A 25,728-nucleotide genomic window follows, 5' to 3' on the forward strand; every position below is an offset into this window, starting at 1 on the left:
GATCGATTTACTCAGTCACTGGCAGTACCTTCACTGTATCGCGAGATAGGGCTGCTAAAGCTCCCCTCCTTACCCTAAATCCTCGGCCCCCGGGCGGGTGCTCTCGTTTCTCGACCTAACGAGCTCTTCCATGAGCTTGATCAGTATGTCGGGCTCGTAGGACCTCAGGGTGGGTTCCTTCTCCGGTCTGTTGGCGAACGCGATTACAGCGGTTCCGGCGGCTCGGGCTGCTTGGATGTCGGTCACGGAGTCGCCGATGAGGACAGCTTCGGTAGGCGCGGCGGCCCGCTTATCGAGCGCTCGACGGAGCAGATAGGGCTTCGGCTTGAGGTCCTCCGTGCGCGACCGAGTCCGGCCGACGATGCCCTCGATCTGGTCGCCCAGCCTGTGCAGCTCGACGAACGCCAGGATCGCCGACTCGGAGTTGTTGCTGACGATGGTGATCGTGTGACCACTCCCCCGTAGCGCCTTGATCGCGTCGAGCACCCCGGGTGTCGGGGTGGCAGTCAGGACCGTCCTGCCCTCCTCCGCCGCGAACGCCTGCTCCGCCTTCTCGGCGAGCTCGGGCTCGTGCTGGTCGAAGTAGCGCAGGACGACGAAGGCGTCGTCGGCCTGGGATACCTCCGGGGGGAGATGCGCCATACGGTCGCCCAACAGTCGGCGCATCGCGTCGCCGGACTCCCGTCCTCGGTCGCCGGGAAAGACCGCGCAGACCGGGCCGTCGAAGTCGAGCAGGACATGGCAGCGCTCCGCGAGGAGCTGGGCGAGCGTCATCGGGCGAACGGGCGCGCGACGCTGCCCCACACGCTGTCGAACCACATCTTCGACTGGGCGACGTACTGGGAGGCGAGGGTGTCTGGGTCGCTGTCGGCGCTGTGGTGGAACAGCGTGGCGTCCTTGCCCATCAGGTCCCACATGGGGATCTGGTCGCCGTCGAGCTTCACCGTGTGTTCCTGGACCGGGTAGTAGCCGAAGAACACCTCGGCATCGTTGATCACGTAGAGCTTGAACAGCGGCACCGCGGGCGCGACCCGCACCTCCGCGGCGGCATCGGCGACAAGACCGAGCTCGCCGAGCTCGTTGACTGCCTCGACGACGGCCTCGGTGTGGCGCTGCATGATTCCGGTCGCCCGTGCCCGGAACGCCGGGCTGTCCGCGAGCCCGTCGACCGTCGCCGGGAGAGTCCACGGCTGCGCGGGGTCCGGGACCAGGATCCGAACCCTGATCGACTCGGGGCGCACCTGGCCGGCGCGGATCTTGTCGAGTGGCTCGGACATCGCGCCATGCAGGGTCTCGCCGGAGAACCCGGCGAAGTCGACGGTGACCTTCTCAGCCTCGAACGCGCGCTCGATGTGTGGCCGGAGCCCGACCGGACGCTCGGTGCGCTCGCGCACGAACACCCCGCTCCCCTGCCGAGAGACGACGAGCCCCTCCTCACGCAGCACGCGGATGGCCTGCTGCGCGGTCATGCGGGCGACGCCGTAGCGCTTGGCCAGCTCGGGGCCAGACGGCAGCTTTTCACCAGGCTTGAGCGAACGTGTCAGGATCGCTGCACGTAGAGCGCTCGCCACCTGCCGGTACGGCGGGCGCGGGTCGTCGGGATCCAAGTCCTGCATGCCGTTCACCCTACGTGCCCCCGCATAGCCTGACTAGGCCACCTGGGTGGACTATGTCAATACCTGCCCAACATGACTAAGTCGCACAGGCGGCCCATGCTACGGTCGAAGCACCCCGGAAGAGCCGGGAGCCACCGATCAAGGAGCACTCGTGCGAGACATCCCCGTCAACCTCAACGGCTACAAGCTCGTTGTCGTGGAGCCCCCGGCCCCGAAGATGCGCGACGACGGCAAGGGCGGCCTCATGCCCGTCACCGACCAGCAGGGCGTCACACAATTCGTGGTGGCGCTCTTCGCGAAGCTGCGCGTCGGGCCCGGTGAGCGGGCCCCGAAGGGCGAGGAGATCAAGGTGACCCTCGCGACCGACCCCGGCGACGGGTTCGGCGAGGACGTCCGCGTCGAGCTGCTCGACGCCAAGCTGAACCCGTACCAGATCGACAACGGCCAGGGCCGGGTCAGCTCCGGGATCGCGTTCAAGGCGATGGGCCTCAAGCCGGTTGGCGGACCGGTCCAGCGCGGCGGGGGTGGCGACAAGTGAGCCGCCCCGACTACCTGCCCTCGACCCGCGTCGAGACCCACGCCCACGTCTACGAGACCACCCGCTACAGCCACCGCCTCTACCCCACCGACGACCGCGCCACGGTCCGCATCGACGGCGAGGGTGGCGAGATCACCGTCTACGGCCACCTCGCCGACCTGACCCGCCTGCGGGATGCGCTCGTCGACGTCGTCGCCGAGCTGGCCGCCGCCCGCCAGAACATCGCTGAGCAGGGCACCGCCGCCGAATCTGCGGCCTCAACCACCCCCTTTCCACAATCGCCGGGAATGCCGGCCTGGCTACCCCTGTGCCCGAAACCGGGCAGAAAGGCACCCCCATGAGCTGCACGGAATGCTCCGGATCAGGCGCGTGCGACGCCTGCGATGGATACGGAACCAAGGCCGTCAACCACTGCTCCGCCATCGAGGCCCCCGAATGTGTCGTCTGCTCCGGCGACGGGATCTGCGTTGCCTGCCGCGATGCCCGGACGCAGGTGGGTGCGTGATGAGCCGAGTCGTCAACGGTCGGGTTCGCCAGACCTCCGGCGCAGGTCGGCTGGTCCGGCGACTCGATCGCGAGCGTCGCAAGTGGACCCGGATCGAGGCCGTCGAGATCCCGACCGAGCAGGCGTGGCGGGCCGGGGTCGCCGAGGGGCTCCGTCTCGCTCAGGCCGCGATCCGCAAGGGCGTCTGACGTGGCCGCCACGCTCAAGCCGGTCAACCGGCGCGCGCTGCGCCGCTACGGCGAGTTCTGGCGGGCCCTGCAGATGGTCGGCAACGCCCTCGTCGAGGCCGAACGCCTCGCCGCCAAGGCCGGCGACGCCACACCTGCGAAAGCGAGCCAGGGCGCCGTCGCCCACTGGTCCACCCCGACTCCGGAGGAGCTGCGGGCCGCTGCCAAGAAGGCCGGCCAGTCGATGCAGGTCATGGCCTCCGGCGCCAAGAAGTGGGAGGCCGAACTGATCTCCCGCGAATGGAGACGCTGACAAGGAGAACCCGTTGAGCCTCAACGTCGACCGCACCATCGAAGACCTCGACCAGTCCATGCGGGAACTGCGCAGCGCCTTGCGCGGCATCCCCTTCCGAGCAGGTGGGTTCAAGAACACCCACGACAAGCTCACCCGCGCCGTGGCCCATCTCGTCGTCCTCCTCGACGCCTCCCGCGCCACGTTCCGCGAGTAGACGCACCACCCCGTCACGCCCCGCAGGCCGACAGCCGGATCCGCGCCAACCGGCCTGCGGGGCACCCATCCCCCACACCGTGAGGCCCATCCCCATGCGCTCCGTCACCTTCCACAACCTGACCCCCGTGCACCCCGTCGGCACCCGTCCCGGCCGCGGCTCGCACCGGTCCACCGGCCGCGAATGGCGCGTGTTGGCGTGGCTGTGCCGTCACCCGCTGTTCCTGCTCGTCCCCGCGGCGATCGTCACGGGCTTCGTCCTGCTCGGGCCGATCGTCACCGGCTCGATCGTCGGCGGCCTGATCCTCGCCGTCGTGAGCTGGCGGCGTGGTCACCCGCCCTCGTTCGACCGGTTCCTCGCCCCACGTCTGCGCTCGACCCGGCGCCGCTGGACCGCCTACGCCGGTGGCCGCTGGGCGGGCGTGCTCGCCGAGTGCGACCTCGCCCGGGAGAACCGCCGCACCGGACAGGTCACCGTCCCCCGCGTGCTGCGGGTCCGCTCGTCCACGCCCTCGATCGACACCGTGTACGTCCGCATGGCCCGCGGTCAGGACCTGCGCACCTGGACCGAACGCGCCGAGGCCCTCGCCGACGCGCTGCTCACACATCGGGTCGCCATTACGCGAATCAGGCCCGCCGTCCTCGCGGTGGTCGTCGAGCGGGTCATGCCGTTCGACCGCGTCATCCCTGCCCCGGAGATCCCCGCCGACACGGCCGACGTCGACCTCCACGCCCTGGACGTCGGGGAGAACGAGTACGGCGACCCGTTCACGATCAGGCTGCCGGGCAAGCACTTCCTGACCGCCGGCGCGTCCGGCTCGGGCAAGGGCTCGCTGATCTGGAGCCCACTGTGCGCGCTCGGGCCCGCCATCCGCGACGGCCTCGTGCGCGTCCACATGATCGACCTCAAGGGCGGCGTCGAGACCCGACGTGGGGCGCGGCTGTTCCACCGCTACGCCACCACCGCCCGCGAGGCCATCGACCTCCTCACCGACGCCCGCGACGAGATGAAGGCTCGCCAGGCCGCTATGGACGGCGACCGGGCCCTCACGGTCAGCCGGGAGACCCCGCTCAACGTGATCATGATCGACGAGATGGCGATGCTCACCGCCTACGGCGAACGCGGCGACGTCCGCGAGGCCCTTCGCCTGCTCGCCGAGATCCTCACCCAGGCACGGGCCACCCTGACCACAGTCATGGGCTACGTCCAGGAGCCGACCAAGGACGTCGTCGACGTCCGCGAGCTGTTCACCACCCGCATCTGCCTCGGCGTCACCTCCGCCGCCCATGTCGACATGGTGCTCGGCGATGGTGCCCGCGAGCGAGGAGCACTCGCCGACCAGATCCCCGGCGACCCCGCACACGCGGGAATCGGGTTCGTCATCGACACCGGGTCGCGACTGCCCGTCCGCTTCCGCGCCGCGTACGTCGACGACCACGAGATCGACGAGCTCGTCGAGCGCTGCGCCATCCACCCGCCCGTCCGCGCACTGCCCGAGAACGGGGCGGCGTGATGTGGGCCGTCACAGGGTGGGCAGTCGCTACCTGGCTCAAGCTCACCGCACTGCTCGCCGTCGCAGTCGGCGTCGTCTGGCTGGTCTACGGCACCGGCTCCGGCTGGTTCTGGACCGCCTGCGCCGCCGCCGTCCTCGCCGAGGTCTGGATCGTCCGCGGCCTGAGCGGTGAGTGGGCGTACGAAGCCCGCGCGAGCTGGTGGTGGGCCAAGTGAGCGCCACCGTCAGTCAGCGGCTCCGCTCCTTCGACTACTCCACCTGGCGCGCTCGGGTCGAGGCCACCGGTGGCTGCGCGCACCCGGTCCGGCTGCGCGGTTCGTCCACCGTCGCCACTCCCGACGGGACCGTCCTCGCGCAGCGCACCGGGGAGGTCTGGGCGCCGTGCGGGAACCGCCGCGACACCGTCTGCCCCGCCTGCTCGGACCGCTATGCCGCCGACGCCTTCCACCTCATCCGCGCCGGACTCGCTGGCAACGAGCACCACGTGCCCGACACCGTCACCGATCGGCCCCGACTGTTCCTCACGCTCACGGCGCCCTCGTTCGGGCACGTCCACACTCGACGACTGTCCGCCCGCGGCCGTGTCATCCCCTGCTCCTGCGGGGCTCACCACCAGGCCAACGACCCGAACATCGGCGGCGCGATCGACCAGGACACGTACGACTACGAAGCCGCCGTGCTCTGGCAGGCCCACGCCGGAAAGCTCTGGCACCGCTTCGCCATCGCGCTCCGGCGCGCCCTGGCCGCTCGCCTCGGCGTCTCCGGCCGCCGCTTCGGCACCGTCGCGCGTCTGTCCTACGCCAAGGTCGCCGAGTACCAACGCCGCGGCCTCGTGCACTTCCACGCCGCCCTCCGCCTCGACGGACCCGACGGGCCGACCGACCCACCACCAGCCGGGATCACCGCCGAGGGTCTACGCGACGCCATCCATGAAGCCGCCACCGCGACCGCCCTCGATGTCGAGCGGCCCGATGGCACGACGCTGAACCTGCGCTGGGGTGCGCAACTCGACCTCCGCGAGATCACTCCCATCGCTCACGACGCCGTCACCGACGAGGCCGGCGAGATCACCGACACCCGGTTGGCCGGCTACATCGCCAAGTACGCCACCAAGGGCACCGGCAAGAGCGACGGTCATCCCGACCGCCCGATCCGCTCGCTGGCCCACCTCGAGCGCATGGCCCTGGCGGACCACCACCGACGGCTGATCGAGACCGCTTGGCACCTCGGCGGCCTGTCCCAGTACGCGGAGCTGAACCTGCGCAAATGGGCGCACATGCTCGGGTTCCGTGGCCACTTCCTCACCAAGAGCCGCGCCTACTCGACGACCTTCCGGGTCATCCGCGGCGACCGTCGCGCCTGGCGCCTCGCCGAGCAGCTCGACCAGCTCGGCCACCCCGCCGACGAGCCCGTGATCGTCGTCAACGACTGGCACCTGGTCGGCATCGGCCATCGCAACGAAGCCGACCGCGAACTCGCCATCGCCCACGCCGAACGCATCCGAGAGCAGCGCAGGACCACGAGGGGGACGTCATGAGTCAGCAGAGCAGCCCGGCCATCGCGCGTGTCTTCCTCACCGTCGAGGAGGTCGCTGAAGCGTTGCAGATCGGCCGGACCCGCGTGTTCACGCTGCTCGCGGCCCGGGAGATCACCTCTGTGAAGATCGGCAACCTGCGCCGCATCCCGGTCGACGCCGTGCACGAGTACGCCATGCGCCTCGTCCAGCTCGAACGAGAGGCGAGCTGATGCCCGCGGGGAAGAAGCGCGCGAATGGTGAGGGGTCGATCTACAAGCGCGCCGACGGTCGCTTCGTCGGGTCGGCCGTCGTGCCGGTCGCAGGTGGTGGGCGCCGCCGTCGCTACGTCTACCGCGACACCCGCGCGGACGCCCGCGAAGCGCTCGACGACCTGCTCCGCGATGCGAAGGCAGGCGTACGACGTCCGCTCAAGCGGCAGACGCTTGGCGACTACCTCGACTACTGGCTCGAGGAGGTCGTGAAGCCCGAGCGGCGGCCCACCACCTACGCGGGCTACGAGACGATGGTCCGCGTACATATCAAGCCCGTGCTCGGCAAGGAGAAGCTCGACGAGGTGGGGCCTGCCGAGGTTCGGAAGCTGCTGGCCGTGCTGCGCGACAAGGAGACCACCGGGCGCGGCGGCGGGCCTCGGAGGCTCTCGCACCGCATGGTCCAGTTCGCCCACGCGGTGCTGCGCAACGCGCTCTCGAACGCCGTCCGCGAGGAGCTGGTCAGCCGCAACGCCGCGAAGCTGGTGAAGATGTCGAACCCCGAGTACGACGTCGGCGCCGGCCTCGACCCGATCGCCGCCCGCGCGCTGCTCAAGCACATCGCCGACGACCGCCTATTCGCGCTCTACCTCTGCGCGATCGTGCTCGGGATGCGGCGCGGCGAGCTGCTCGGGCTGACCTGGGACGCGGTTGACCTCGACGGGCACCGGCTCGTGGTTCGCCAGTCGCTGAGCTGGGTAAAGGGCCGCGCCGTCCTGCTGCCGCCGAAGACTCGCGCCTCGCGCCGGGTGATCCCGCTGCCTGAGGTTGTCGTGACCGCTCTGCGCGATCACGCCAAGACGCAGGAGGACGAGAAGCTCGCAGCTGGGGAGGTCTGGGAGGACACTGGGTTCGTCTTCACCACTCGCCGCGGCGCCGCCATGTCGCCCTACACGCTGGGGAAGTACTGGCGGGATCTCCGAGACGCCGCAGGTCTCGGAACCCTGCGCTTCCACGACCTCCGCCACACCGCCGTGTCGCTACTCCTGGCTCTCGGCGTGCCTCCGCACGTTGTCCGGGAGATCGCGGGACACAGCGATATCAAGGTCACGATGACCGTCTACGCACATGGCAATATCGGAGAGAAATCGGCAGCATTGAACCGCCTCGGGGAGGCACTGACCAGCGCCACTACAGTTCGCCCCTTGCGCAATATCCATTCATCGCGAGACAACTAGCATCAGCGACACACAAGGAGAACGTCGCGACAGATGGGCGTATACGCAAGTGGAGCCCGGTCGCCGGCTTGACATTGCCTATGAGACAAAGATATTGGTGAGAACGCCGGACACGATTCCGAGGACGTAGAAGATCGAGCTAAGAACGATACTCCCTCTCAACGATCTCTTCTCCAGTTGCGCAAGCTGGCCGTTGAGAGCCTGGGTCACCGCATCGACCTCTGCTGAATCCATTCCTGTCAACGCACGAACTCTTCTAGCATCTTCCTCGAGTTTCGCGAGCAACTCCTGCCTGCTTGCAACCTCACGCTCAATTTCTGCAACGACCCCAGCGGCATCAGTCAGGCTGCCCTGAAGGCGCGCGACCCGCGCCTCAAGTGTTTCCTCCTCGCTCCGAGACTTCCGCCTTTGCAATCCAAGAAGCGCGAGGGAACCCACCCCCACAAGAACCGCCCCAACGACGATGTAAACACCAAGCTGGGAAGGCGACGGAACTCCGCTCTCGCACGGAACGCCATCCCCGTCGCGATCGAGTAGAGGCAACAGGCTTGGATCGACCGATACGGCCTGCTCCGCAGCCTCTTGACTCCCGAGGCTTGCGCAACTGACGCGAGGTTCCTGCGCCGAGGCTGCTGCTGGCACCCAAGCCAGCAACACGAACGGAACTGCAAGAGCGATAAGAATGAGCCTCGCGGTGAGACCCCCACTTGCGTGACGGTGGAGGCCGACCTGCCATAGCCAACTCTTATGCTGACGCTTTCGTCCATCTGCGGCCATGACTCGATGACGCCTTCCGTCGAGCTTCGGAACTCCCCTGCACGCCCCCAGCTTGGGGACTAAGCGATCATGTCAAAGCCACTGATATGCAGGGTCCGCCCCCTGGCACCGCGGCCCCGTACCGAAGCCTCCTTCAGCGCGGCTTCACAGGCTCTCAGGATGACTGGCGATGGTCCGAACACGGGGTACGCCCTCCCGGGCGGAGCATCGTGGCGCCTGATCTGCGGCATCCCGACGTCTTCTTCAGCCGGTCGTCGTGTCAGATCGGAAGGTCCGGGTGCATGAGCACCCGAGCAACGCCGCCCTTCGCCGGTGCGTGCCGGCGGGTTGCTGTCACCGGTTGCTGTCAACGCTCCGATGCGGGCCGGACAAAGATCAGTGATCTTGCCTCTGACCTGGCGGAAGCGGAGGGATTCGAACCCCCGGACCCTTTCGGGACTCTCGCTTTCAAGGCGAGTGCATTCGGCCGCTCTGCCACGCTTCCGTGGGGCAGCCTACTGGGTCGAGGGTGGCGGGGAGATCGTCCGGAGGCCTTCGGCGACGCGCTCGAGGAAGCGGGCGGCCTCGGCGCGTTCCTGGGAGTCCAGCAGGTCGACGACGTAGCGGCGGACGCCGTCGACGTGGGTCGGCGCCGCCTGGGTGAGGCGCTCGTGCCCCTCCGGGGTCAGGCAGGCGAAGATGCCGCGGCCGTCGGACACGTCGCCGTCCCGGCGGACGAGGCCCGCCTTCTCCATCCGGGAGATCTGGTGGGACAGACGGGACTTCGACATCGCCAGGGTGTCCGCCAGCACGCTCATGCGCATGCGGTGGTCCTCCTGCTCGGAGAGCACCACGAGGATCCCGTAGTCGGCGTGCGAGAGGCCGTGCCCGTCCTGAAGATCCCTGTTGAGGCGGTTGTCCAGCAGGGTGGACGAGATGATCCAGGCGCGCCAGAAGCGCATCTCGCCCTCGTCGAGCCACTGCGGCGGCGACGCCGCTCCGTCCGACACGCCCTGCAGAGTAATGAAAGCCGTGTCGACCTGATCGACCCGGTGTGGTGGGATCTCGTCGTCGGCCCACCGGTGACCGGTCGGGCGCCGGAGGAGGGCACGATGCGGTTCGACGAGAACGCGGACCTGGATACGTCGAACATCGACGACCTGCGCAGGGGCGGGGGCGGCGGCGGGGGCGGCGGCGTCGGGGGACGCGTGGCGATGGGCGGGGGCGGCCTCGGGATCGTCGGGCTCCTGATCTTCCTGCTGATCTCCTTCCTCGGCGGCGGGGGCAGCGACCCCAGCGGCGGCGGGTTCGCGCTGCCGAACGGTCTCTCGGGGCTGCAGAGCGGCCAGTCGGCGGACAACACCGAGATCGCGACGGCCTGCCGCACCGGCGCCGACGCGAACAGCAACCTCGACTGCGAGGTCACCGCGGTGGTGAACTCGCTCGACGGCTACTGGTCGGACGCCTTCGCCCGGGCAGGCCAGACCTACCAGCCGCCGCGCACCAACTTCTTCTCCGGCTCGGTCAGCACCGGCGGCTGCGGCGGCGCGACCTCGGACGTGGGGCCCTTCTACTGCCCCGGCGACTCCGAGGTCTACATCGACCTCACCTTCTTCAAGGAGCTCGAGACCCGCTTCGGCGCGCAGGGCGGCCCGTTCGCGCGCGCCTACGTCGTCGCGCACGAGTACGGCCACCACATCCAGAACCTGCTCGGCACGAACCGGCAGGTCAGGGCGGGTGACAGCGGGCCGACCTCGGGTTCGGTCCGGCTCGAGCTGCAGGCGGACTGCTACGCCGGTGTGTGGGGCAACCACGCCACCACCACGCCGACGGCCTCGGGTCGCCCGCTGATCCTCGACGTGAACCAGGCCGACGTCGACGCCGCCCTGGACACCGCCGCCCGCATCGGCGACGACTACATCCAGAGCAACCTCGGCGGCGGACGGGTCGACGAGAGCCAGTTCACGCACGGCAGCTCCGAGCAGCGCGAGAAGTGGTTCATGACGGGCTTCCAGACCGGCGACCCCGCCCGCTGCGACACCTTCAGCACGAACAACCTCGGCTGACCACCTCCAACGCCTCGCAGTCGCACCGCGCGCCGAGGGACCGCAGGCCGCGGACGAGCGGGTCCCACGGCACGCGGTGCGGTCTCGCCCAGCGCGCGAGCTCGCGGAACGTCCCGCTGCACGCCCGGGCGGACAACGCACCGCGCAGGACGCTGCGCAGCGCTCCGACCTGAGTGGGGCTGATCCCCAGGGCCACGGGCAGCAGGTCCGGCCAGCCCGTGATCGGCGGGCGGTCGGGATCGGGATCTGTGGTCATGCCCCGACGGTGCGGTCGACCCCCGACGGTTCCGTGGCCGCGAGCCGGAGGACGGTCGAGTTGTCCACAGCCCGACCGAGAGCAGCCCGCTCGCCTCGCAGCCCGGACGGCGAGACCCGGCCCTGATCACCGCTTCTGCACCATCGAAGCCGTATGCGGCGCCGGACCCCCCGAAACGGCGATCACAGCTCCGACCGAGGACGGCTCCGCTCCCCCTGCGACGCCGAGTCTCAGGCCCCGAGAAGACCCGCGAGGTCGGGAGTGTGCCCCTCCACCTGCACCGTCCAGTCCGGACGGCGGAAGGTCTCGGGAGTGAGGCGCAGCCGGATGTTGCGCACCGGCTTCCCGCGGGGCGAGAGGATCTCGAAGCCGTCCTCCGCATAGCCGAGGCGGGCGGAGACGGCGAGCGAGGCCGCGTTGTCCGAGAACGCCTCCGACCGGGCGTGCTCCGCGCCCAGCACGTCGAACGCGTAGGACAGGATCGCCGCCCGCATCTCCGTGCCGAACCCCCGCCCCTGCGCCGAGAGCCCGAGCCACGACCCGGACCCGGTCTCGCGACGCACCGCGAACTCGTCCGCCCGCAGGGTCTGCACGCCGATCACCCGCCCCTCGGAGCGGACGAGGAAGTTCAGCGCCCACGACTCCGGCGCGAACCTCGCCCGCTCCCGCCAGAAGTGCTGCAGCGCACCGCGTCCGAGGTACCGCGGGTCCGCATCCGTCCACGGGATCATGAAGGGCATCCGCTCCGGCGGATGGACACCCCGGTACGCGACCTCGACGAGCTCGGCCAGGCCGCCGTCGTCGTCCGGGCGCAGCTCGAGGCGCGGGGTGCGCAGGACCAGCGCCGACTGTGGCCAGTGCATGCCGTCACCCTGCCCCACTGCGCGCGGGCCGACGACCGAATAGCGTCCGGGGCATGCGCGCGATCACGGTGGGCGAGCCCGGTGGGCCCGAGAATCTGCGGTGGACCGAGGTCGAGGACCCGAAGGCGGGTCCCGGCGAGGTGGTGCTGGACGTGGCGGCCACCGCCGTCAACCGCGCCGACCTGTTGCAGCGGCAGGGCAACTACCCGCCGCCGCCCGGGGCGTCGGACGTCATCGGCCTGGAGTGCTCCGGGCGGATCGCCGAGGTCGGCCCCGAGGTCACGGGCTGGTCGGCCGGCGACGAGGTCTGCGCCCTGCTCGCAGGCGGCGGCTATGCGCAGAAGGTGGCCGTGCCCGCGGCGCAGCTGCTGCCGGTGCCGCAGGGCGTCGACCTCGTCGTCGCCGGGTCGCTGCCCGAGGTCGCGTGCACCGTGTACTCCAACGTCGTGCAGTTCGCGCAGCTGCGCGGGGGCCAGACCTTCCTGGTGCACGGCGGCAGCAGCGGCATCGGCACCCACGCCATCCAGGTCGCCAAGGCGCTCGGCGCCCGCGTGGCGGTCACCGCCAACCCCGCGCGGTTCGACGTCTGCCGCGAGCTCGGCGCGGACATCGTGATCGACTACGACGGCGACGTCCCCGAGGAGCTGAAGAAGGCCACCGACGGCCACGGCGCCGACGTCATCCTGGACAACATGGGGGCCAAGGGGCTCAAGGCGAACGTCGCCGCGCTGGCGACCGACGGCCGGCTCATGGTCATCGGGATGCAGGGCGGGGTGAAGGCCGAGCTGAACCTCGGTGCGCTGCTGACCAAGCGCGCGAGCGTGACCGCGATGAGCCTGCGCGGACGGCCGGTGGACGGGCCGCAGGGCAAGGCCGCCGTCGTCGAGGGGGTGCGGGACCGGATCTGGCCGCTCGTGGCCGACGGCCGGGTGAAGCCCGTCGTGCACGCCCGGTTCCCGTTGGCCGAGGCCGCCGAGGCCCACCGCACGCTGGACGCGGGCGGCGTCGTCGGGAAGCTCCTGTTGGTGAACGAGTAGGCGCACGGGCGGCCGTCGGTGCGGCGGGCCATGATGGGGGCATGACCGCACCAGAGGACAACGACGGGCAGCAGCAGGTCATGGTCGTCGGGCCGGACGGGCGCCCGGTCGGCATGACCACCGTGCCCCAGGGGGACGACGCCGAGGACGCAGGCGGCGGCATCGGCGGGATGGTCGAGCAGCCCGCGAAGGTCATGCGGATCGGCACCATGATCAAGCAGCTGCTGGAGGAGGTCCGGGCCGCCCCGCTCGACGAGGCCTCCCGCGCCCGCCTGCGCGAGATCCACGAGAACTCCATCAAAGAGCTCGAGGAGGGCCTGGCCCCGGAGCTGCGCGAGGAGCTGAACCGGCTCTCGCTGCCGTTCACGGACGACTCGGTCCCCAGCGAGGGCGAGCTGCGCATCGCGCAAGCCCAGCTGGTGGGCTGGTTGGAGGGCCTGTTCCACGGCATCCAGACGGCGTTGTTCGCCCAGCAGATGGCCGCCCGCGCGCAGTTGGAGCAGATGCGCCGCGGCCTCCCGCCGGGCATCGGCGGGGCCCAGGTGCCGGGGCAGATGCCGGAGGGTGGCGGCCGGGGCACCGGTCAGTACCTCTAGCCGGGTGTCTTCCCAGGTCGCGGGCGGTGTGCCACCGCTCGCGAGGGGCCGTCGGGGCGTCGGTACCCTCGTCGAGTGGCCGTGACCGTGGACGACAGCACCGCCGGGCGTGAGCGCCCGGTGATCGCCGACGCGCCCGGGTCGCGCAGCTGGTCCCGGGCGTTCGGCGACCTGTCGGCGGGCTGGCGGCAGCGCGCGCTGTGGGGCCACCTCGGCTGGCAGGACATCAAGCAGCGCTACCGCCGGTCGGTGCTCGGTCCGCTGTGGATCAGCATCAGCATGGGCGTGATCGCGCTCGGGCTGGGCATCCTCTACTCGCTGCTGTTCCAGGTCGACATCAAGGAGTTCCTGCCGCACGTCGCGGTCGGGCTGTTGATCTGGAACTTCATCTCCGGATGCATCCTCGAGGGCAGCGAGGTCTTCATCGCCAACGAGGGACTGATCAAGTTCCTCCCGGCGCCGCTGTCCCTGCACGTCTACCGCCTCGTCTGGCGGCAGACACTGTTCTTCCTACACAACCTGGTGATCTGGGCGATCCTCATGGTCGTCTTCCCGCACCCGCTGGGCTGGTCGCTGCTGCTCGCGCTCCCCGCGTTCGCGCTGCTGGCCGTCAACGGCGGCTGGATCGCCATCCTCTCCGGCATCCTGGCGACCCGGTTCCGGGACATCCCCCCGATCATCGCCAGCGTCGTCCAGCTGCTCTTCTACATGACGCCGATCGTCTGGTCGGTGGACATCCTGGGTGACAACCCGGCGGTGCGGGAGCGCGCTTCGCTGGTGGAGATCAACCCGCTGTACCACTTCCTGGAGATCGTGCGCGCTCCCCTGCTCGGCCAGGGGATCGAGCCGCGGTCCTGGCTCGTGGTCGGCGTGATCACGGTCGTCGGCTGGGGCGTCGGGTTGCTCTGCATGCGCAACTACCGGGCCCGCGTGGCCTACTGGGTGTGAGTATGGAACCGAGCATCGACCTCGACCGCGCCTGCGTGGACTTCCCGATCTTCGACGCCAAGTCGCGCTCGCTCAAGAAGTCCGTGCTGGGCAAGGCGGGGGGCCGGATCGGCACCGAGTCCAAGGTGCCGATCATCGAGGCGCTGCGGGAGATCACCATCGCGCTGCGCAAGGGCGACCGGGTCGCGCTCGTCGGGCACAACGGAGCGGGCAAGACCACCCTCCTGCGGCTCATGGCGGGCATCTACGAGCCCACCCGCGGGCGGGCCGCCGTCCGCGGCAAGGTCGCGCCGATCTTCGATCTCGCCGTGGGCATGGACCCGGAGATCTCGGGGCTGGACAACATCATCATCCGTGGGCTGTTCCTGGGTATGACGCGCAAGGAGATGGAGGCGCGGATCGACGACATCGCCGCCTTCACCGAGCTCGGCGACTACCTCGAGATGCCGCTGCGCACCTACTCCACCGGCATGCGGGTGCGGCTGGCGCTCGGCGTCGTGACCAGCATCGACCCGGAGATCCTGCTGCTCGACGAGGGCATCGGGGCCGTCGACGCCGAGTTCCTCGCCAAGGCCCGCGGGCGGCTCAACGAGCTGGTCGAGCGCTCCGGCGTCCTCGTGTTCGCCTCCCACTCGGACGAGTTCCTCGCCGACCTCTGCGACACGGCGATCTGGATGGAGCACGGCACGATCAAGGAGTTCGGCCCGCTGCGCGAGGTGCTGCACCACTACAAGGGGCGGGACGTGCTGGCCGACCACTACGCGCGCCGCGACTCGTGAGCGCGCTGCCCCCGGGGTCGGTCGTCGCCGTCGTCGTCACGCGGCACCGCACGGAGCTGCTGGTCGACTCGCTCGCCGCGATCGCGAAGCAGACCCACCCGGTCGCGCACCTGATCGTCGTCGACAACGGGCCGGACCAGCCCGCGCGCGAGGTCGTCGAGGCCTGCGGGGTCCCCGCGACCTGGCTGCCCTCCTGGCACAACCTCGGGGGCGCGGGCGGGTTCGCGCTCGGCATGCTCCAGGCCCTCGCGCTCGGCGCGGACTGGGTCTGGCTGGGCGACGACGACGGGCACGCCGGATCCGAGACCGCGCTGGAGACCCTGCTCGAGGTCGCCGAGCGGCGGGGGCTCGCGGCCGTCTCCCCGGTCGTCGCGGACAAGGCGGACCCGGACCGGCTGGCCTTCCCGCTCCGCCGGGGCCTGACCTGGCACCGCACCCGCACGGCCCTGCTGGAGGCGGACGGCGAGGGTGACGCCGAGCTGCTGCCCGGCATCGCCTCGTTCTTCAACGGGGCGCTGCTGCGCGCCTCGACCCTCGACGTGATCGGCGTGCCGGACCTGCGGCTCTTCGTACGGGGGGACGAGGTGGAGTTCCACCGTCGGCTCGTGCGCTCGGGGCTGCCCTTCGGGACGGCGCTCGCGCCGACCTACCTCCACCCGCAGGGCGGGGAGGAGTTCAAGCCGATGCTCGGAGGCAGGCTGCACGCCCAGGATCCCGAGGACGCGACCAAGCGGTACTACACCTACCGCAACCGCGGGTACCTGATGAGCCAGCCGGGGATGCGGCGGATCGGGCTGCTGGAGGTGCCGCGGTTCGCCTGGTACTTCCTGGTCACGAAGAAGAGCCCGCGGGAGTTCCTGGCGTGGCTGCGGCTGCTCAACCGGGGGCGTGCCGAGCGGTTCCACCGCGCCCCGTGAGCCGGTCGTCTCACGCCCTCGCTACCCTCGTCCCGTGACCGCGACCCCGGCCGAGCAGGCACCGCCGCAGCACGGGCTCGTGGCACAGCTGCTGCGGTTCGCCGCGGTCGGCGGCGTCTCCGCCCTGGTGGACTTCGGGATCTACCACCTGATCCTCGCGCTCGACGCCCCGACGTGGCTCGCCCGCGCGATCTCGTTCATCTGCGGCACCACCACGGCGTACTTCCTCAACAAGCGGTTCACCTTCGGCGAGGCCGCCGGGGGCCGGGGGCGCCTGGCCGGGTTCGTCCTCCTCTACGCCACGACCTTCGGGATCGCGGTCGGGGTGAACGCGCTGGCGCTGTACCTGCTGCCGGACATCGCCTTCAAGGCCTCCATCGCCTGGGTGATCTCGCAGGGCACCGCCACCGCCATCAACTTCGTCATGCTCCGCACGGTGGTCTTCCGCTCCCGCTGACCGTCACCTGACAGCTGAGCCGCCCGCGAGTCCCCCACTTTCGACGCGCGAGTCGGACGGCGCGAGAGCCGGGGTGTCCGACTCGCGGGCGGTGGTCTCGGATCCGCAGGCCGTGGTGTCCAACTCGCACCCGCGAGTCCCCCACTTTCGACGCGCGAGTCGGACGGCGCGAGAGCCGAGATGTCCAACTCGCGGGCCGTGCCGTCCAACTCACGGGCCGTGACGTCCAACTCGCGGGCCGTGGCGTCGGACTCGCGCCCGCGAGTCCCCCACCTTCGACGCGCGAGTCGGACGGCGTGGGAGCTGGGATGTCCGACTCGCGGGCGGTCGTGTCGGATCCGCAGGCCGTGGCGTCGGACTTGCGCGCCGTTGTGTACGACTCGCGCCCGCGAGTCCCCCACTCTCGACGCGCGAGTCGGACGGCGCGAAAGCCGGGATGTCCGACTCGCGGGCGGTCGTGTCGGACTCGCACGTGGTCGTGTCCGACTCGCCGGCCGTCGTGTCCGACTCGCGGGTTCTGGTGTCCGGCTTGCGGGCCGTGGCGTCGGACTCGCGGGCCGTGGTGTCCGACTCGCGGGCCCTCGTGTCCGACTCGCGCGTCGAGGGTGGGGGACTCGCGGGCTGTGGTGTCCGACTCGCGGGCCCTCGTGTCCGACTCGCGCGTCGAGGGTGGGGGACTCGCGGGTTCTGGTGTCGGACTCGCGGGCTGTGGTGTCCGACTCGCGGGGTCTGGGTGTCCGGCTCGCGGGCCCTGGTGACTGACTTGCGGGTGGTCGGTCGGGGCGGGGTTTCCTCTCCATCCACTTTGCGGTACAAAGTAGCTGTCATCGCAGACTGGTTGGGGGAGCAATGCACGAGCTCGAGGATCGGGAGCCCAGTGGGCCCGCGGACGCGTTGGAGATCATCCGGGCCCAGCAGGCCGAGACCGCAGCGCGGATCGGGCCGCGGGTCGGGTACTTCTTCCTGATCTGGGGCGGGGCGTGGCTGGTCATCGGCGTCCTCTACTTCCTCGCCGGGATCGGGACCGTGCCGGGCGGTGTCGCGAGCTGGGGGACGTTCGCGCTCGTCGTCGTCGGGATCGCGAGCAGCGCGCTGGTGGGGATCCGCAGCGGCCGCGGGATCGCGGGCGGCTCGGCGAAGCAGGGCATGCTCTACGGGCTCACCTGGCCCGTCGTGATGATCGGCCTCGGGGTGCTGGTCGGGGCGATGGCCGGGCCCCTCGGGCTGACCGGCACCCAGCTCGGCCTGCTGGTCCCCGCGTTGTTCGCGTTCGTCGTCGGGGCGCTGTACGCGCTGAGCGGGGCGGTCTGGACGTACGTGCCGAACTTCGTCACCGGGTTGTGGGTGATGGCCGTCGGGGCGGGGTCGGTGTTCGTGGGGCTGCCTGCGAACTCGCTGGTCCTGGGGGTGGGCGTCGGAGGGGCGCTGCTGGTCGTGGGGGCCTGGGAGCTGCGCCGGTGACCGGGATCCCCCAGCTCGATCCCGTCATCCACGCCCAGGCCCGGCTGCGGGTGACCGCCACCCTCGCCACGCTCGCCGAGGGCGACCGGATCACCTTCCCGCGCCTGCAGGAGCTGCTGGACATGACCGCGGGAAACCTCTCCACCCATCTGCGCAAGCTCGAGGAGGCGGAGTACGTGCTGATCACCAAGGCCCACGAACGCCGGACGCCGGTGACCTACGTCGAGCTGACCCGCCGCGGCCGCCGCGCGTTCGAGGAGTACACCGAGGCGCTCCGCTCGCTGCTCGGCGGCCCGTCGTGACCCCGGACGCGATCGCCGCGGCACACGCCGTCGTCAAGGACTTCGGCGACACCCGCGCGCTCGACGGGCTGGACCTCGCCGTCGCCCCCGGCGAGCTGGTGGGCCTGCTCGGCCCGAACGGGGCGGGCAAGTCCACCCTGATCAGCCTGCTGGTCGGGCTCCGCAGACCGGACGCGGGCCGGGTCACGCTCTTCGGCGGCGACCCGCGAGACGCCGCGCACCGCCGCCTGCTGGGCATGACCCCCCAGGAGACCGGCCTGCCGCACACCCTGCGCGTCGGCGAGGTGCTGGACTTCGTCTCGCGGCACTACGCCGACCCGCTGTCCGCGGGCGAGGTCCTGGAGCGGTTCGGGCTCACCGGGCTCGAGCGCCGTCAGACCGGCGGGCTGTCCGGCGGGCAGAAGCGGCGGCTCGCGGTGGCGCTGGCCTTCGCGGGGCGGCCGCGGCTGGTGGTGCTCGACGAGCCCACCACCGGCCTGGACGTCGACGGCCGCCGGACCCTCTGGGACGGCGTGCGCGAGTTTCACGCCGAAGGCGGCACCGTGCTCCTGACCAGCCACTACCTGGAGGAGATCGAGGCGCTGGCGGGACGCGTGGTGGTCGTCGACCGCGGCCGGGTGCTGGCCGACGGGCCGATGGACGAGATCCGCGGCCGGGTCGCCGTCAGCCGGGTCAGCCTGCGCTCACCGGTGGCACCGCCGCTCGCGGGCACGCTGCACAGCGTCCGCGACGGCGACCGCTGGGAGCTCCACACCCCGGACGCCGACGCCCTGGTCCGCGCCCTCGTGCACGCGGACCTCCCCTTCACCGACCTGCAGGTCCGGCCCGCCTCGCTCGAAGAGGCCTTCGTCTCGCTCACCGGGAGCCCCGCATGACCACGAGCGCGTCGTTGACCAGGCTCCACTGGCGCTACCTGCTGCTGGAGAACGTCCGCATCCCGATCGGGATCGTGTCGGCGGCGGCGTTCCCGGCCCTGTCCCTGCTGTTCTTCGTGGTCCCGTTCGACTACGGGGCCGAGCAGGAGACGGCGGCGGTCGTGGGGTTGACCGTGTTCGCGGTGATGTCCAGCTTCCTGTTCACCTTCGGCGTCGGCGTGGCGGACGACCGGGAGAAGTCCTGGGATCCCTACCTGCGGACGCTGCCTGCCCCGGCCTGGCCGCGGATCGCGGGCCGGATCCTGTCCGGGGCCACGTTCGCGCTGGTCGCGATCGTGCCGGTGATCGTGGTCGGGGCCCTGTTCACGGCGGCGACCACGACCGTCCCACGGCTCGCGCTCGGGATCGTCGCGCTGCTCGTCGCGGGGCTGCCGTTCCTGCTCGGCGGGCTCGCGATCGGGTACTCGCTGCCGGTGAAGGCGGCCCTGCCCGTCACGCAGCTGATCTTCTTCCCGGTGGCCTTCGCCGGCGGCCTGCTGCTGCCCCCGATGCTGTTCCCCGGCTGGCTGGAGGCGGTCTCGGTGGTCACGCCCGCCCGCGGCGCCCGGGATCTGGTGGTCTGGGCGGTCCTGGGCACCCCGCCGAGCACGGTGGCGCTGGTCGTGCTCGCGGCGTGGATCGTGCTGACCGCCGGGCTCGCGGTGTGGGGGTACCGACGCGACGAGGGGCGCCGGTTCCGGTGAAAACGCGGCGGGTGGTGCTCGCTCCAGCACCACCCACCGCAGGTCAGGGGGCTGTCACCAGCGGGGGCTCGGCCGCTTCCGCCCGCTTGGCGGCCGCCTGGGCCCGCCGGGCCGCGACGGCCCGGAACACGACGTCGAGCACGAGGAACCCGACGAGGCTGGCCCCGAGCACCGGCGCGACGAGCCCCAGAACGATCGCCACGGCGGCGACGAGCGCGAGTCGCTTCACGCCGAGCTCGCGCCAGACGGGCTTCGGGGCGGACGTCAGCGGGTTGCCGTAGGGGCTGCGCCGCCACCAGATCCGGTACCCGGTCAGGATGATCGCCAGCAGGCCGACGACCAGCACCGCCAGCAGGATCTGGTTGGCGAGGCCGAAGAGCTGTCCGGTGTGGAACTGGCCCGCCAGCCAGGCGACCTTCGCCCCGAGCGGGTAGTCCGCCCAGGTCACCTGGCCCAGCAGCTGTCCGGACGAGGGGTCCACGGCGACGACGCCGCGGTGCACGGGCAGTCCCTCCGCCTTCTCCGACACCCGGATGGGCTCCCTCGGGTCGGTGGACGGGCGGACCTCCAGCAGGCCCTGCAGCCCGGCCTCGCGGCCGGCGTCGAGCGCGGTGTCCAGGCTGACGACGGGCGCACCGTCCACCGCGGCCGCCGACGGGGTCGTGACGAGCCGCGGCGGGCTCGTGTCGAACAGCGGCGTGGTGTACCCGCTCATCAGCGTGCCGGTGAGGCCGACCGCCAGCAGGCCGAGGACCAGGTACAGGCCCATCCCGCCGTGCAACGCCCGCAGCCGGGCCGCGGGAGGCCCCTTGCGCACGGACGGGGCGAGCAGGTCCTTGGCCTTCCGCGGGCGCCTGCCCTGCTTGGCGAACCACAGCACCAGCCCGGCGGCCACGATCACCACCAGCCAGTTCGCCGCGAGCGCCGTGTACAGCGAGCCCACCGGACCGAGATGCAGGTCGGAGTGGAAGTGCCGCAGCCACGCGTTGGCCGGGAGCCTGCCGCCGATCGTCGTCAGCTCGCCGTTGATGTAGTTGGTGTACGGGTCGACGAAGACGGTCCGCATCTCCCCGGGCGCCTGCCCCGGGGTCACGAGGTTGACCCACGTGGCCCGGCCGTTCGCCTCGGGGCGCACCACGGAGTCGAGGCTCGCCTCGGGGTGGCCGGCCAGCGCGGCCGCGACCTGCTCGTCGATCGGGCGCACCGGCCAGGTGGCCCGCTCCGCGGTCAGCTGGCCCTCGTACAGGTCCTCGTGGATCTGCGGGCTGATCACGTACAGCAGCCCGGTCAGGCACGCGAGCACCAGGAAGGGTGCCACGAACATGCCTGCCAGGAAGTGCACCCGTCGGGCGAGGGGGCGCAGCACGGGCGTGCGCCGGGCCCGCGGGGTCGTCGTCACGAGATCTCCTCCGATCAGGGAAGCGCCGGCACGAACGGCGCACTGGAACCGAGCAGGGCCACCCCGCCCACCACGGCGGCGGCCGAGACCCGACGCGGCCACCGCGCCCGTCGGGCGAGCAGCGCGCCCACGACCAGGCCCGCCGCGAGGAGCACGGCGACGGTCACGGGGTTCGGCCCGGCCCAGGTGACGGCGAGGGCTGCCGCCCCGGCGAGGACGGCCGCACCCCGCACGCTGCGGCCGGTCCGGTCGGTGGGCTCCGCCTCGACCAGCAGCGTGCCGGCGACCGCGGCCACCACCAGGCCGGACAGCCGAGCGCGCAGGACCGCCCCGAGATCGGAGTCCGCGGTGGCGGGCAGCAGCGCGGGGTCGAGCGCGGCGGGCAGCGACGCGCCGGAGGTGTACCCGCCGAGGACGAACAGGGTGAGGACCGTGCCCGCGGCCGTCGCCCACCAGGCCCGGTTGAGCATCCGACGGGTGCGCCCGGGGTCGCCCTGGCCCTCCGCGCGGCCGAGGACCCGGGCGGAGGGCCAGGGCGAGGAGGCCGACGAACCCGACGAGGTCCTCGCCACCACGGACGGCAGGCTGCTCGACCACCTGGAGGCCAGGGTCGTCGGGCCGGACGGCGGGGTGAGAGACGGCGGGATGAGAGACGGCGGGATGAGAGACGGTGCGGTCCGGGAGGTTGAGGGCGAGCTGCAGGTCCGCGGCGTCTCGGTCACCTCCGGCTACACCGACCCCGCCCAGGACGCCGCCGCCTTCACCGCGGACGGCTGGTTCCGCACCGGGGACCTCGTGCGGCTGGCCCCGTCCGGGCACGTCACGGTCACCGGCAGGCTCAAGGACGTCATCCTCCGCAAGGGCGAGACCATCTCGGCGATCGAGGTCGAGGAGCTGCTGGCCTCCTGCCCCGGCGTCGCCGAGGCCGCGGTGGTCGGCGTGCCCGACCCCGACCGCGGCGAGCTGGTGTGCGCGGTGGTCCGGCCCGCCGACCCCGCCAGCCCACCGACGCTCACCGACGTCGTGGCGTGGCTGCGGGGTGCCGGGCTGATGGTGCAGAAGCTGCCGGAGCGGCTCGAGCTCGTCGAGCGCATGCCGTTGACCGGCCTCGGCAAGGTCGCCAAGGCCGAGCTCCGCGTCGGCCTGGCCGCGGGGAGCCCCGCATGACGGGGCGGCACGGGCCCTACGGCCGCCGCGACCCGCTGCCGGAACACTGCGCGGACCTGACCGCGCAGTGGCTGGGTCCGATGCTCGCCCGGCGCCATCCCGGCACCGTCGTGGAGCACCTGGAGACGGTCGAGACGCGCAACACCCACACGTCCAAGGTCCGGGTGGCCGTGGAGTACAACGCCGCGGGACGGGCGGCGGGACTGCCGCGCCACCTGTGCCTCAAGGGGAACTTCACCGGGCGGCCGAACCCCTTCGACATCTGCCGGACCGAGGCCCGCTTCTACCACGAGCTCGCCGCGGGCTCGGCGGCTCCGGTCCCGGTCTCGTACCTCGCCGACTGGGACGCCGACAGCACCCGCGGGCTCGTCGTGCTCGAGGACCTGGTGGAGCTCGGCGGCGAGTTCGGCAGCACGTACCACCGGATCGGGGTCGACGGCGTCGCCCGCGGGCTCGAGGACCTCGCCGTCCTGCACGCCCGCTTCTGGGAGGCGCCCGCCCTCCACGCCGCGACCTGGCTGCCGACCTCCATGGACACCCCCGGCGACTGCGACCAGCCGCGCACGATCTGGTGGCTGGTCGAGGAGAACCTCGGCCGGGAGGTCTACCGCGAGCGGCTGCCGGCGTGGATGGTGGCCGACCCGCAGCGGTTCCTGCGCGCCTACGACCTGCTCAACGAGTGGGCACGCGGCAGACCGGGGCCGACTACCGTCGTGCACGGCGACTCGCACCTGGGCAACACCTACCTCCGGCCGGACGGGCACCGGATCTGGCTGGACTGGCAGATGGCCCGCAAGGGCAGCGGGCTGCGGGACGTCAGCTACTTCGTGGTGAGCGCCCTGACGGTCGAGGAGCGCCGGGCGGCGGAGCACGACCTCCTCGCGCACTACCGGGACGCGCTGGTCGGGGCGGGCGCGGTGGACGTGCCGGACCTCGCCACGTACTGGGAGGACTACCGCCGGTGGGCGATGTACGGGCTGATGGCCTTCATGGGTACCCGGGACCACTGGGGCCACGACAACCACGCCGCGATCGCGTACTTCGCCACGGCGACCGAGGACCTGGACACCCTGGCGCTGCTGGAGGCCCGGCGGCGGGGAGTCGCCGCACGGTGAAGACTCTCAGTCAGATCAGTGCTCGTCTCACCGGCGATGAGACGAGGTCCTATCGGCGCATATCAATGTGAACGCAGTTGTCAGAAGATGCGGAGTCGACCTAGACTCGCGGCATCGGTGGACCGGGCTCGACCCGGCCCCGCCCCGGACCCCGCGAGGAGCCCCCATGCCCGACGCCGTCGTCGTCTCCGCGTGCCGCACCGCCATCGGCACCTACCGCAAGGGCACGCTGGCCGACACCAGTGCCTTCGACCTGGCCCACACCGTGGTCGGCGCGTCGGTCGAGCGCAGCGGGCTGGCCCCCGAGGCCGTCGACGACCTGGTGCTCGGCGAGGTGATGTACGGCGGCGGGGACATCGCGCGGCACGCCGCCGTGACCGCGGGCCTGCAGGAGGTCCCCGGCGTCGCCCTCAACCGGCACTGCGCGTCGGGGCTGACCGCCGTCGCGATGGCGGCGGGCAGCATCCGGGCCGGGATGGACGACGTCGTCATCGCGGGCGGAGTCGAGTCCCGCTCCACGGCGCCGCTCTCCCGCTACCGGGTGCCGGGCACCCAGGACTGGGACGAGGCGTGGATGTCCCCGTCGCACCCGGACCGTCCCGACGCGCCCAACCAGGACATGTCGATCACGGTCGGCTGGAACGCCGCGCGGATCGGCGGGGTGACCCGCGAGGAGATGGACGCCTGGGCGCTCCGGTCGCACCAGCGTGCCGTGGCGGCGATCGACGCGGGCCGCTTCGTCGACGAGATCGTGCCGATCACCGTGCGCCGCGCGGACGGCACCGAGACCGTCTTCGAGGTCGACGAGCACCCCCGCCGGGGCACGACCCTGGAGAAGCTCGCCGCGCTCAAGCCATTGCACCCCGAGATCGAGGGCTTCAGCGTGACCGCGGGCAACAGTTCCGGGATCAACGACGCCGCGGCGGCCGTCACCCTCGCGTCCGACGACGCCGTGGCCCGGCACGGCCTCACCCCGCTGGCGGTCGTGCGGTCCTGGGCGTCGGTGGGCGTGGACCCCGCCGAGACCGGGCTCGCCCCGGTCCGCGCGATCCCGAAGGCGCTGCGCCGCGCCGGGCTGGAGGTCGGGGACGTGGACCTGTTCGAGATCAACGAGGCCTTCGCCGCGATGTGCGTGGCCACCACCCGGCTGCTGGACATCGACGAGGAGATCGTCAACGTCAGCGGCAGCGGGTGCAGCCTCGGCCACCCGGTGGCCGCGACGGGGGCGCGGATGGTCACCACGCTGGTGCACGAGCTGCGCAGGCGCGGCGGCGGGATCGCCGTCGCCGCGATGTGCGCGGGCGGCGGCATGGGCTCGGCGATGGTGCTGGAGGTGGCGGCCCCGTGAGCGGCCCCGTGAGCGGCCCCGTGAGCACGGAGCAGCCCGTCCTGGTCGAGCGCCGCGGCGCCGTCACCGTCGTCACGCTGAACCGGCCGCACGCGGCGAACTCGCTCGACGGGCCGACCATGACCGGCCTCGGCCGCGCCTTCGCCGAGGCCGAGGCGGACCCGGAGGTGCGGGCCCTGGTGCTCACCGCGGCCGGGGGGAAGATCTTCTGCGCCGGGATGGACCTCAAGGCGTTCGCGTCGGGTGGGCTCGAGGTCGAGGGCCCCGGGCTGGGCGTCCTCACCTCGCGGGTCTTCCCGAAGCCGGTGGTCGCGGCCGTCACCGGTACCGCCGTGGGCGGCGGCCTGGAGCTGGCGCTCGCCTGCGATCTCGTGGTCGCCTCGGACGCGGCCCGGTTCGGCCTGCCCGAGGTGTCGCGGGGGCTGGTCGCGGCGGGCGGGGGCACCCGCCTCCCCCGCCGCATCCCGCTCGCGTACGCCTTGGAGCTCGGGCTCACCGGCGAGCTCGTCGACGCGGCCCGCATCCAGGAGATGGGCCTGGTCAACCGGGTGGTCCCGGCCGCCGACGTGCTGCCCACCGCGCTGGCGCTCGCGGAACGGATCGCCGCCAACGGACCGCTGGCGCTGCGCGTGACCAAGGAGCTGATGTACGCCGAGATCGGCGACCCGGACCGCGAGGCGCTCGCCGCCGCCGTCAAGCCGGTGTTCGACGGCCAGGACGCCGTGGAGGGCGCGCGCGCCTTCGCCGAGAAGCGCGCCCCGCGCTGGACCGGGCGCTGAGAGGACCGCGATGCACCTCGGGATGCTGCTGGAGATGGCGTGCGACGGGCTCG

Annotated in this window: 33 protein-coding genes and 1 tRNA gene; 25 read left to right on the forward strand and 9 right to left on the reverse strand. The window is 71.6% G+C overall.

The window, feature by feature from the left end:
• Positions 1-69: 69 nt before the first annotated feature.
• On the reverse strand, positions 70-774 hold the full coding sequence (locus tag H5J29_RS00590) for an HAD family hydrolase (protein ID WP_181778881.1): 705 nt from the start codon (positions 772-774) through the stop codon (positions 70-72).
• A complete protein-coding gene (locus H5J29_RS00595; protein ID WP_181778882.1) occupies positions 771-1,616 on the reverse strand; it encodes a winged helix-turn-helix domain-containing protein in 846 nt (281 codons plus the stop codon). Before H5J29_RS00595 ends, H5J29_RS00590 begins: the two co-directional genes overlap by 4 nt.
• 151 nt (positions 1,617-1,767) lie before the next feature.
• Between H5J29_RS00595 and H5J29_RS00600 the strand changes: the two genes are divergently transcribed.
• The 10 genes from H5J29_RS00600 (at position 1,768) to H5J29_RS00645 (ending at position 7,811) form a co-directional block, all read left to right on the forward strand.
• Entirely contained in the window at positions 1,768-2,154 is a 387-nt protein-coding gene (locus H5J29_RS00600; RefSeq protein WP_181778883.1) for a hypothetical protein, read from the forward strand.
• Positions 2,151-2,495 (forward strand): hypothetical protein, encoded by a 345-nt coding sequence (locus H5J29_RS00605; RefSeq protein ID WP_181778884.1) that lies wholly within the window; start codon positions 2,151-2,153, stop codon positions 2,493-2,495. Before H5J29_RS00600 ends, H5J29_RS00605 begins: the two co-directional genes overlap by 4 nt.
• Positions 2,496-2,658: 163 nt before the next feature.
• Positions 2,659-2,847, forward strand: coding sequence for a hypothetical protein (locus H5J29_RS00610; protein WP_181778885.1), 189 nt, complete (start codon positions 2,659-2,661; stop codon positions 2,845-2,847).
• Between the two features lies 1 nt (position 2,848).
• Entirely contained in the window at positions 2,849-3,139 is a 291-nt protein-coding gene (locus H5J29_RS00615; RefSeq protein ID WP_181778886.1) for a hypothetical protein, read from the forward strand.
• A 13-nt stretch (positions 3,140-3,152) separates the two neighbouring features.
• Positions 3,153-3,335, forward strand: coding sequence for a hypothetical protein (locus tag H5J29_RS00620; RefSeq protein ID WP_181778887.1), 183 nt, complete (start codon positions 3,153-3,155; stop codon positions 3,333-3,335).
• A gap of 94 nt (positions 3,336-3,429) precedes the next feature.
• Positions 3,430-4,848, forward strand: a complete 1,419-nt coding sequence (locus tag H5J29_RS00625; RefSeq protein WP_181778888.1) for an FtsK/SpoIIIE domain-containing protein — start codon at positions 3,430-3,432, stop codon at positions 4,846-4,848.
• Positions 4,848-5,063, forward strand: coding sequence for a hypothetical protein (locus H5J29_RS00630; RefSeq protein WP_181778889.1), 216 nt, complete (start codon positions 4,848-4,850; stop codon positions 5,061-5,063). The genes H5J29_RS00625 and H5J29_RS00630 overlap by 1 nt, the downstream gene beginning before the upstream one ends.
• Positions 5,060-6,385, forward strand: a complete 1,326-nt coding sequence (locus H5J29_RS00635) for a replication initiator (protein ID WP_312858006.1) — start codon at positions 5,060-5,062, stop codon at positions 6,383-6,385. Before H5J29_RS00630 ends, H5J29_RS00635 begins: the two co-directional genes overlap by 4 nt.
• Positions 6,382-6,594, forward strand: a complete 213-nt coding sequence (locus H5J29_RS00640) for an excisionase family DNA-binding protein (protein WP_220186841.1) — start codon at positions 6,382-6,384, stop codon at positions 6,592-6,594. The genes H5J29_RS00635 and H5J29_RS00640 overlap by 4 nt, the downstream gene beginning before the upstream one ends.
• Positions 6,594-7,811 (forward strand): tyrosine-type recombinase/integrase, encoded by a 1,218-nt coding sequence (locus H5J29_RS00645; protein WP_181778890.1) that lies wholly within the window; start codon positions 6,594-6,596, stop codon positions 7,809-7,811. Before H5J29_RS00640 ends, H5J29_RS00645 begins: the two co-directional genes overlap by 1 nt.
• A gap of 78 nt (positions 7,812-7,889) precedes the next feature.
• Here H5J29_RS00645 and H5J29_RS00650 read toward each other — a convergent pair whose 3' ends face one another.
• The 3 genes from H5J29_RS00650 to H5J29_RS00660 form a co-directional block, all read right to left on the reverse strand.
• The gene (locus H5J29_RS00650; RefSeq protein ID WP_181778891.1) at positions 7,890-8,468 is read right to left on the reverse strand and encodes a hypothetical protein; all 579 of its coding nucleotides are present in this window, start codon (positions 8,466-8,468) and stop codon (positions 7,890-7,892) included.
• 516 nt (positions 8,469-8,984) lie between these two features.
• A tRNA-Ser gene (locus tag H5J29_RS00655) sits at positions 8,985-9,072 on the reverse strand.
• A gap of 10 nt (positions 9,073-9,082) precedes the next feature.
• Positions 9,083-9,577 (reverse strand): MarR family winged helix-turn-helix transcriptional regulator, encoded by a 495-nt coding sequence (locus H5J29_RS00660; RefSeq protein WP_312858007.1) that lies wholly within the window; start codon positions 9,575-9,577, stop codon positions 9,083-9,085.
• Between the two features lie 102 nt (positions 9,578-9,679).
• Here H5J29_RS00660 and ypfJ point away from each other — a divergent pair, with 102 nt between their 5' ends.
• The gene (ypfJ, locus tag H5J29_RS00665; RefSeq protein WP_181778892.1) at positions 9,680-10,633 is read left to right on the forward strand and encodes a KPN_02809 family neutral zinc metallopeptidase; all 954 of its coding nucleotides are present in this window, start codon (positions 9,680-9,682) and stop codon (positions 10,631-10,633) included.
• Here the strand turns inward: ypfJ and H5J29_RS00670 are convergent.
• Entirely contained in the window at positions 10,611-10,889 is a 279-nt protein-coding gene (locus tag H5J29_RS00670) for a DUF2695 domain-containing protein (RefSeq protein ID WP_181778893.1), read from the reverse strand. The genes ypfJ and H5J29_RS00670 overlap by 23 nt on opposite strands.
• A 230-nt stretch (positions 10,890-11,119) precedes the next feature.
• Positions 11,120-11,752, reverse strand: coding sequence for a GNAT family N-acetyltransferase (locus H5J29_RS00675; RefSeq protein WP_181778894.1), 633 nt, complete (start codon positions 11,750-11,752; stop codon positions 11,120-11,122).
• A gap of 53 nt (positions 11,753-11,805) precedes the next feature.
• On the opposite strand from H5J29_RS00675, the gene H5J29_RS00680 reads away from it, so the two are divergent.
• The 10 genes from H5J29_RS00680 (at position 11,806) to H5J29_RS00725 (ending at position 19,867) form a co-directional block, all read left to right on the forward strand.
• Positions 11,806-12,789 carry an NAD(P)H-quinone oxidoreductase gene (locus H5J29_RS00680; RefSeq protein ID WP_181778895.1) on the forward strand — a complete coding sequence of 328 codons (984 nt, stop codon included), beginning with the start codon at positions 11,806-11,808 and terminating at the stop codon, positions 12,787-12,789.
• A gap of 41 nt (positions 12,790-12,830) precedes the next feature.
• Positions 12,831-13,385, forward strand: coding sequence for a bacterial proteasome activator family protein (locus tag H5J29_RS00685; RefSeq protein ID WP_181778896.1), 555 nt, complete (start codon positions 12,831-12,833; stop codon positions 13,383-13,385).
• An 81-nt stretch (positions 13,386-13,466) separates the two neighbouring features.
• Entirely contained in the window at positions 13,467-14,333 is an 867-nt protein-coding gene (wzm, locus tag H5J29_RS00690) for a galactan export ABC transporter permease subunit Wzm/RfbD (protein ID WP_181778911.1), read from the forward strand.
• A 2-nt stretch (positions 14,334-14,335) separates the two neighbouring features.
• Positions 14,336-15,112, forward strand: a complete 777-nt coding sequence (gene wzt / locus H5J29_RS00695) for a galactan export ABC transporter ATP-binding subunit Wzt/RfbE (RefSeq protein ID WP_181778897.1) — start codon at positions 14,336-14,338, stop codon at positions 15,110-15,112.
• Complete coding sequence (glfT1, locus tag H5J29_RS00700) at positions 15,109-16,029, forward strand: galactofuranosyltransferase GlfT1 (protein WP_181778898.1); 921 nt, start codon at positions 15,109-15,111, stop codon at positions 16,027-16,029. Before wzt ends, glfT1 begins: the two co-directional genes overlap by 4 nt.
• A 34-nt stretch (positions 16,030-16,063) precedes the next feature.
• Positions 16,064-16,486 carry a GtrA family protein gene (locus tag H5J29_RS00705; protein WP_181778899.1) on the forward strand — a complete coding sequence of 141 codons (423 nt, stop codon included), beginning with the start codon at positions 16,064-16,066 and terminating at the stop codon, positions 16,484-16,486.
• An 849-nt stretch (positions 16,487-17,335) separates the two neighbouring features.
• On the forward strand, positions 17,336-17,947 hold the full coding sequence (locus H5J29_RS00710; protein ID WP_181778900.1) for a hypothetical protein: 612 nt from the start codon (positions 17,336-17,338) through the stop codon (positions 17,945-17,947).
• The gene (locus tag H5J29_RS00715) at positions 17,944-18,249 is read left to right on the forward strand and encodes a transcriptional regulator (protein ID WP_181778901.1); all 306 of its coding nucleotides are present in this window, start codon (positions 17,944-17,946) and stop codon (positions 18,247-18,249) included. Before H5J29_RS00710 ends, H5J29_RS00715 begins: the two co-directional genes overlap by 4 nt.
• A complete protein-coding gene (locus tag H5J29_RS00720) occupies positions 18,246-19,124 on the forward strand; it encodes an ABC transporter ATP-binding protein (protein ID WP_312858008.1) in 879 nt (292 codons plus the stop codon). Before H5J29_RS00715 ends, H5J29_RS00720 begins: the two co-directional genes overlap by 4 nt.
• Positions 19,121-19,867: an ABC transporter permease gene (locus tag H5J29_RS00725; RefSeq protein WP_181778902.1), complete on the forward strand. Its 747-nt coding sequence runs from the start codon at positions 19,121-19,123 to the stop codon at positions 19,865-19,867. Before H5J29_RS00720 ends, H5J29_RS00725 begins: the two co-directional genes overlap by 4 nt.
• Before the next feature lie 43 nt (positions 19,868-19,910).
• Here H5J29_RS00725 and H5J29_RS00730 read toward each other — a convergent pair whose 3' ends face one another.
• A complete protein-coding gene (locus H5J29_RS00730) occupies positions 19,911-21,266 on the reverse strand; it encodes a PepSY-associated TM helix domain-containing protein (RefSeq protein ID WP_181778903.1) in 1,356 nt (451 codons plus the stop codon).
• Positions 21,267-21,280: 14 nt separating this feature from the next.
• Positions 21,281-21,736, reverse strand: coding sequence for a hypothetical protein (locus tag H5J29_RS34185; protein WP_220186842.1), 456 nt, complete (start codon positions 21,734-21,736; stop codon positions 21,281-21,283).
• A 7-nt stretch (positions 21,737-21,743) separates the two neighbouring features.
• Here H5J29_RS34185 and H5J29_RS00740 point away from each other — a divergent pair, with 7 nt between their 5' ends.
• The 4 genes from H5J29_RS00740 (at position 21,744) to H5J29_RS00755 (ending at position 25,675) form a co-directional block, all read left to right on the forward strand.
• The gene (locus H5J29_RS00740) at positions 21,744-22,433 is read left to right on the forward strand and encodes an AMP-binding enzyme (RefSeq protein ID WP_220186843.1); all 690 of its coding nucleotides are present in this window, start codon (positions 21,744-21,746) and stop codon (positions 22,431-22,433) included.
• On the forward strand, positions 22,430-23,548 hold the full coding sequence (locus H5J29_RS00745) for a phosphotransferase family protein (RefSeq protein WP_181778906.1): 1,119 nt from the start codon (positions 22,430-22,432) through the stop codon (positions 23,546-23,548). The genes H5J29_RS00740 and H5J29_RS00745 overlap by 4 nt, the downstream gene beginning before the upstream one ends.
• A gap of 166 nt (positions 23,549-23,714) precedes the next feature.
• Positions 23,715-24,896: a thiolase family protein gene (locus H5J29_RS00750; RefSeq protein WP_181778907.1), complete on the forward strand. Its 1,182-nt coding sequence runs from the start codon at positions 23,715-23,717 to the stop codon at positions 24,894-24,896.
• Entirely contained in the window at positions 24,893-25,675 is a 783-nt protein-coding gene (locus H5J29_RS00755; RefSeq protein ID WP_312858009.1) for an enoyl-CoA hydratase-related protein, read from the forward strand. The genes H5J29_RS00750 and H5J29_RS00755 overlap by 4 nt, the downstream gene beginning before the upstream one ends.
• Positions 25,676-25,728: the final 53 nt, after the last annotated feature.

Origin of the sequence: Pseudonocardia pini (assembly GCF_013870575.1) — a bacterium.
In the GTDB taxonomy this organism is placed as follows: domain Bacteria; phylum Actinomycetota; class Actinomycetes; order Mycobacteriales; family Pseudonocardiaceae; genus Pseudonocardia; species Pseudonocardia pini.

Coding starts and splice junctions, on each gene's coding strand:
- H5J29_RS00750 (WP_181778907.1), top strand. CDS start 23,715: ATGCCCGACGCCGTCGTCGTCTCCGCGTGCCGCACCGCCATCGGCACC.
- H5J29_RS00645 (WP_181778890.1), top strand. CDS start 6,594: ATGCCCGCGGGGAAGAAGCGCGCGAATGGTGAGGGGTCGATCTACAAG.
- wzt (WP_181778897.1), top strand. CDS start 14,336: ATGGAACCGAGCATCGACCTCGACCGCGCCTGCGTGGACTTCCCGATC.
- H5J29_RS00680 (WP_181778895.1), top strand. CDS start 11,806: ATGCGCGCGATCACGGTGGGCGAGCCCGGTGGGCCCGAGAATCTGCGG.
- H5J29_RS00725 (WP_181778902.1), top strand. CDS start 19,121: ATGACCACGAGCGCGTCGTTGACCAGGCTCCACTGGCGCTACCTGCTG.
- H5J29_RS00710 (WP_181778900.1), top strand. CDS start 17,336: ATGCACGAGCTCGAGGATCGGGAGCCCAGTGGGCCCGCGGACGCGTTG.
- H5J29_RS00745 (WP_181778906.1), top strand. CDS start 22,430: ATGACGGGGCGGCACGGGCCCTACGGCCGCCGCGACCCGCTGCCGGAA.
- H5J29_RS00595 (WP_181778882.1), bottom strand. CDS start 1,616: ATGCAGGACTTGGATCCCGACGACCCGCGCCCGCCGTACCGGCAGGTG.
- ypfJ (WP_181778892.1), top strand. CDS start 9,680: ATGCGGTTCGACGAGAACGCGGACCTGGATACGTCGAACATCGACGAC.
- H5J29_RS00640 (WP_220186841.1), top strand. CDS start 6,382: ATGAGTCAGCAGAGCAGCCCGGCCATCGCGCGTGTCTTCCTCACCGTC.
- H5J29_RS00685 (WP_181778896.1), top strand. CDS start 12,831: ATGACCGCACCAGAGGACAACGACGGGCAGCAGCAGGTCATGGTCGTC.
- H5J29_RS00590 (WP_181778881.1), bottom strand. CDS start 774: ATGACGCTCGCCCAGCTCCTCGCGGAGCGCTGCCATGTCCTGCTCGAC.
- H5J29_RS00625 (WP_181778888.1), top strand. CDS start 3,430: ATGCGCTCCGTCACCTTCCACAACCTGACCCCCGTGCACCCCGTCGGC.
- H5J29_RS00675 (WP_181778894.1), bottom strand. CDS start 11,752: ATGCACTGGCCACAGTCGGCGCTGGTCCTGCGCACCCCGCGCCTCGAG.
- H5J29_RS34185 (WP_220186842.1), bottom strand. CDS start 21,736: ATGCTCAACCGGGCCTGGTGGGCGACGGCCGCGGGCACGGTCCTCACC.
- H5J29_RS00610 (WP_181778885.1), top strand. CDS start 2,659: ATGAGCCGAGTCGTCAACGGTCGGGTTCGCCAGACCTCCGGCGCAGGT.
- H5J29_RS00670 (WP_181778893.1), bottom strand. CDS start 10,889: ATGACCACAGATCCCGATCCCGACCGCCCGCCGATCACGGGCTGGCCG.
- H5J29_RS00630 (WP_181778889.1), top strand. CDS start 4,848: ATGTGGGCCGTCACAGGGTGGGCAGTCGCTACCTGGCTCAAGCTCACC.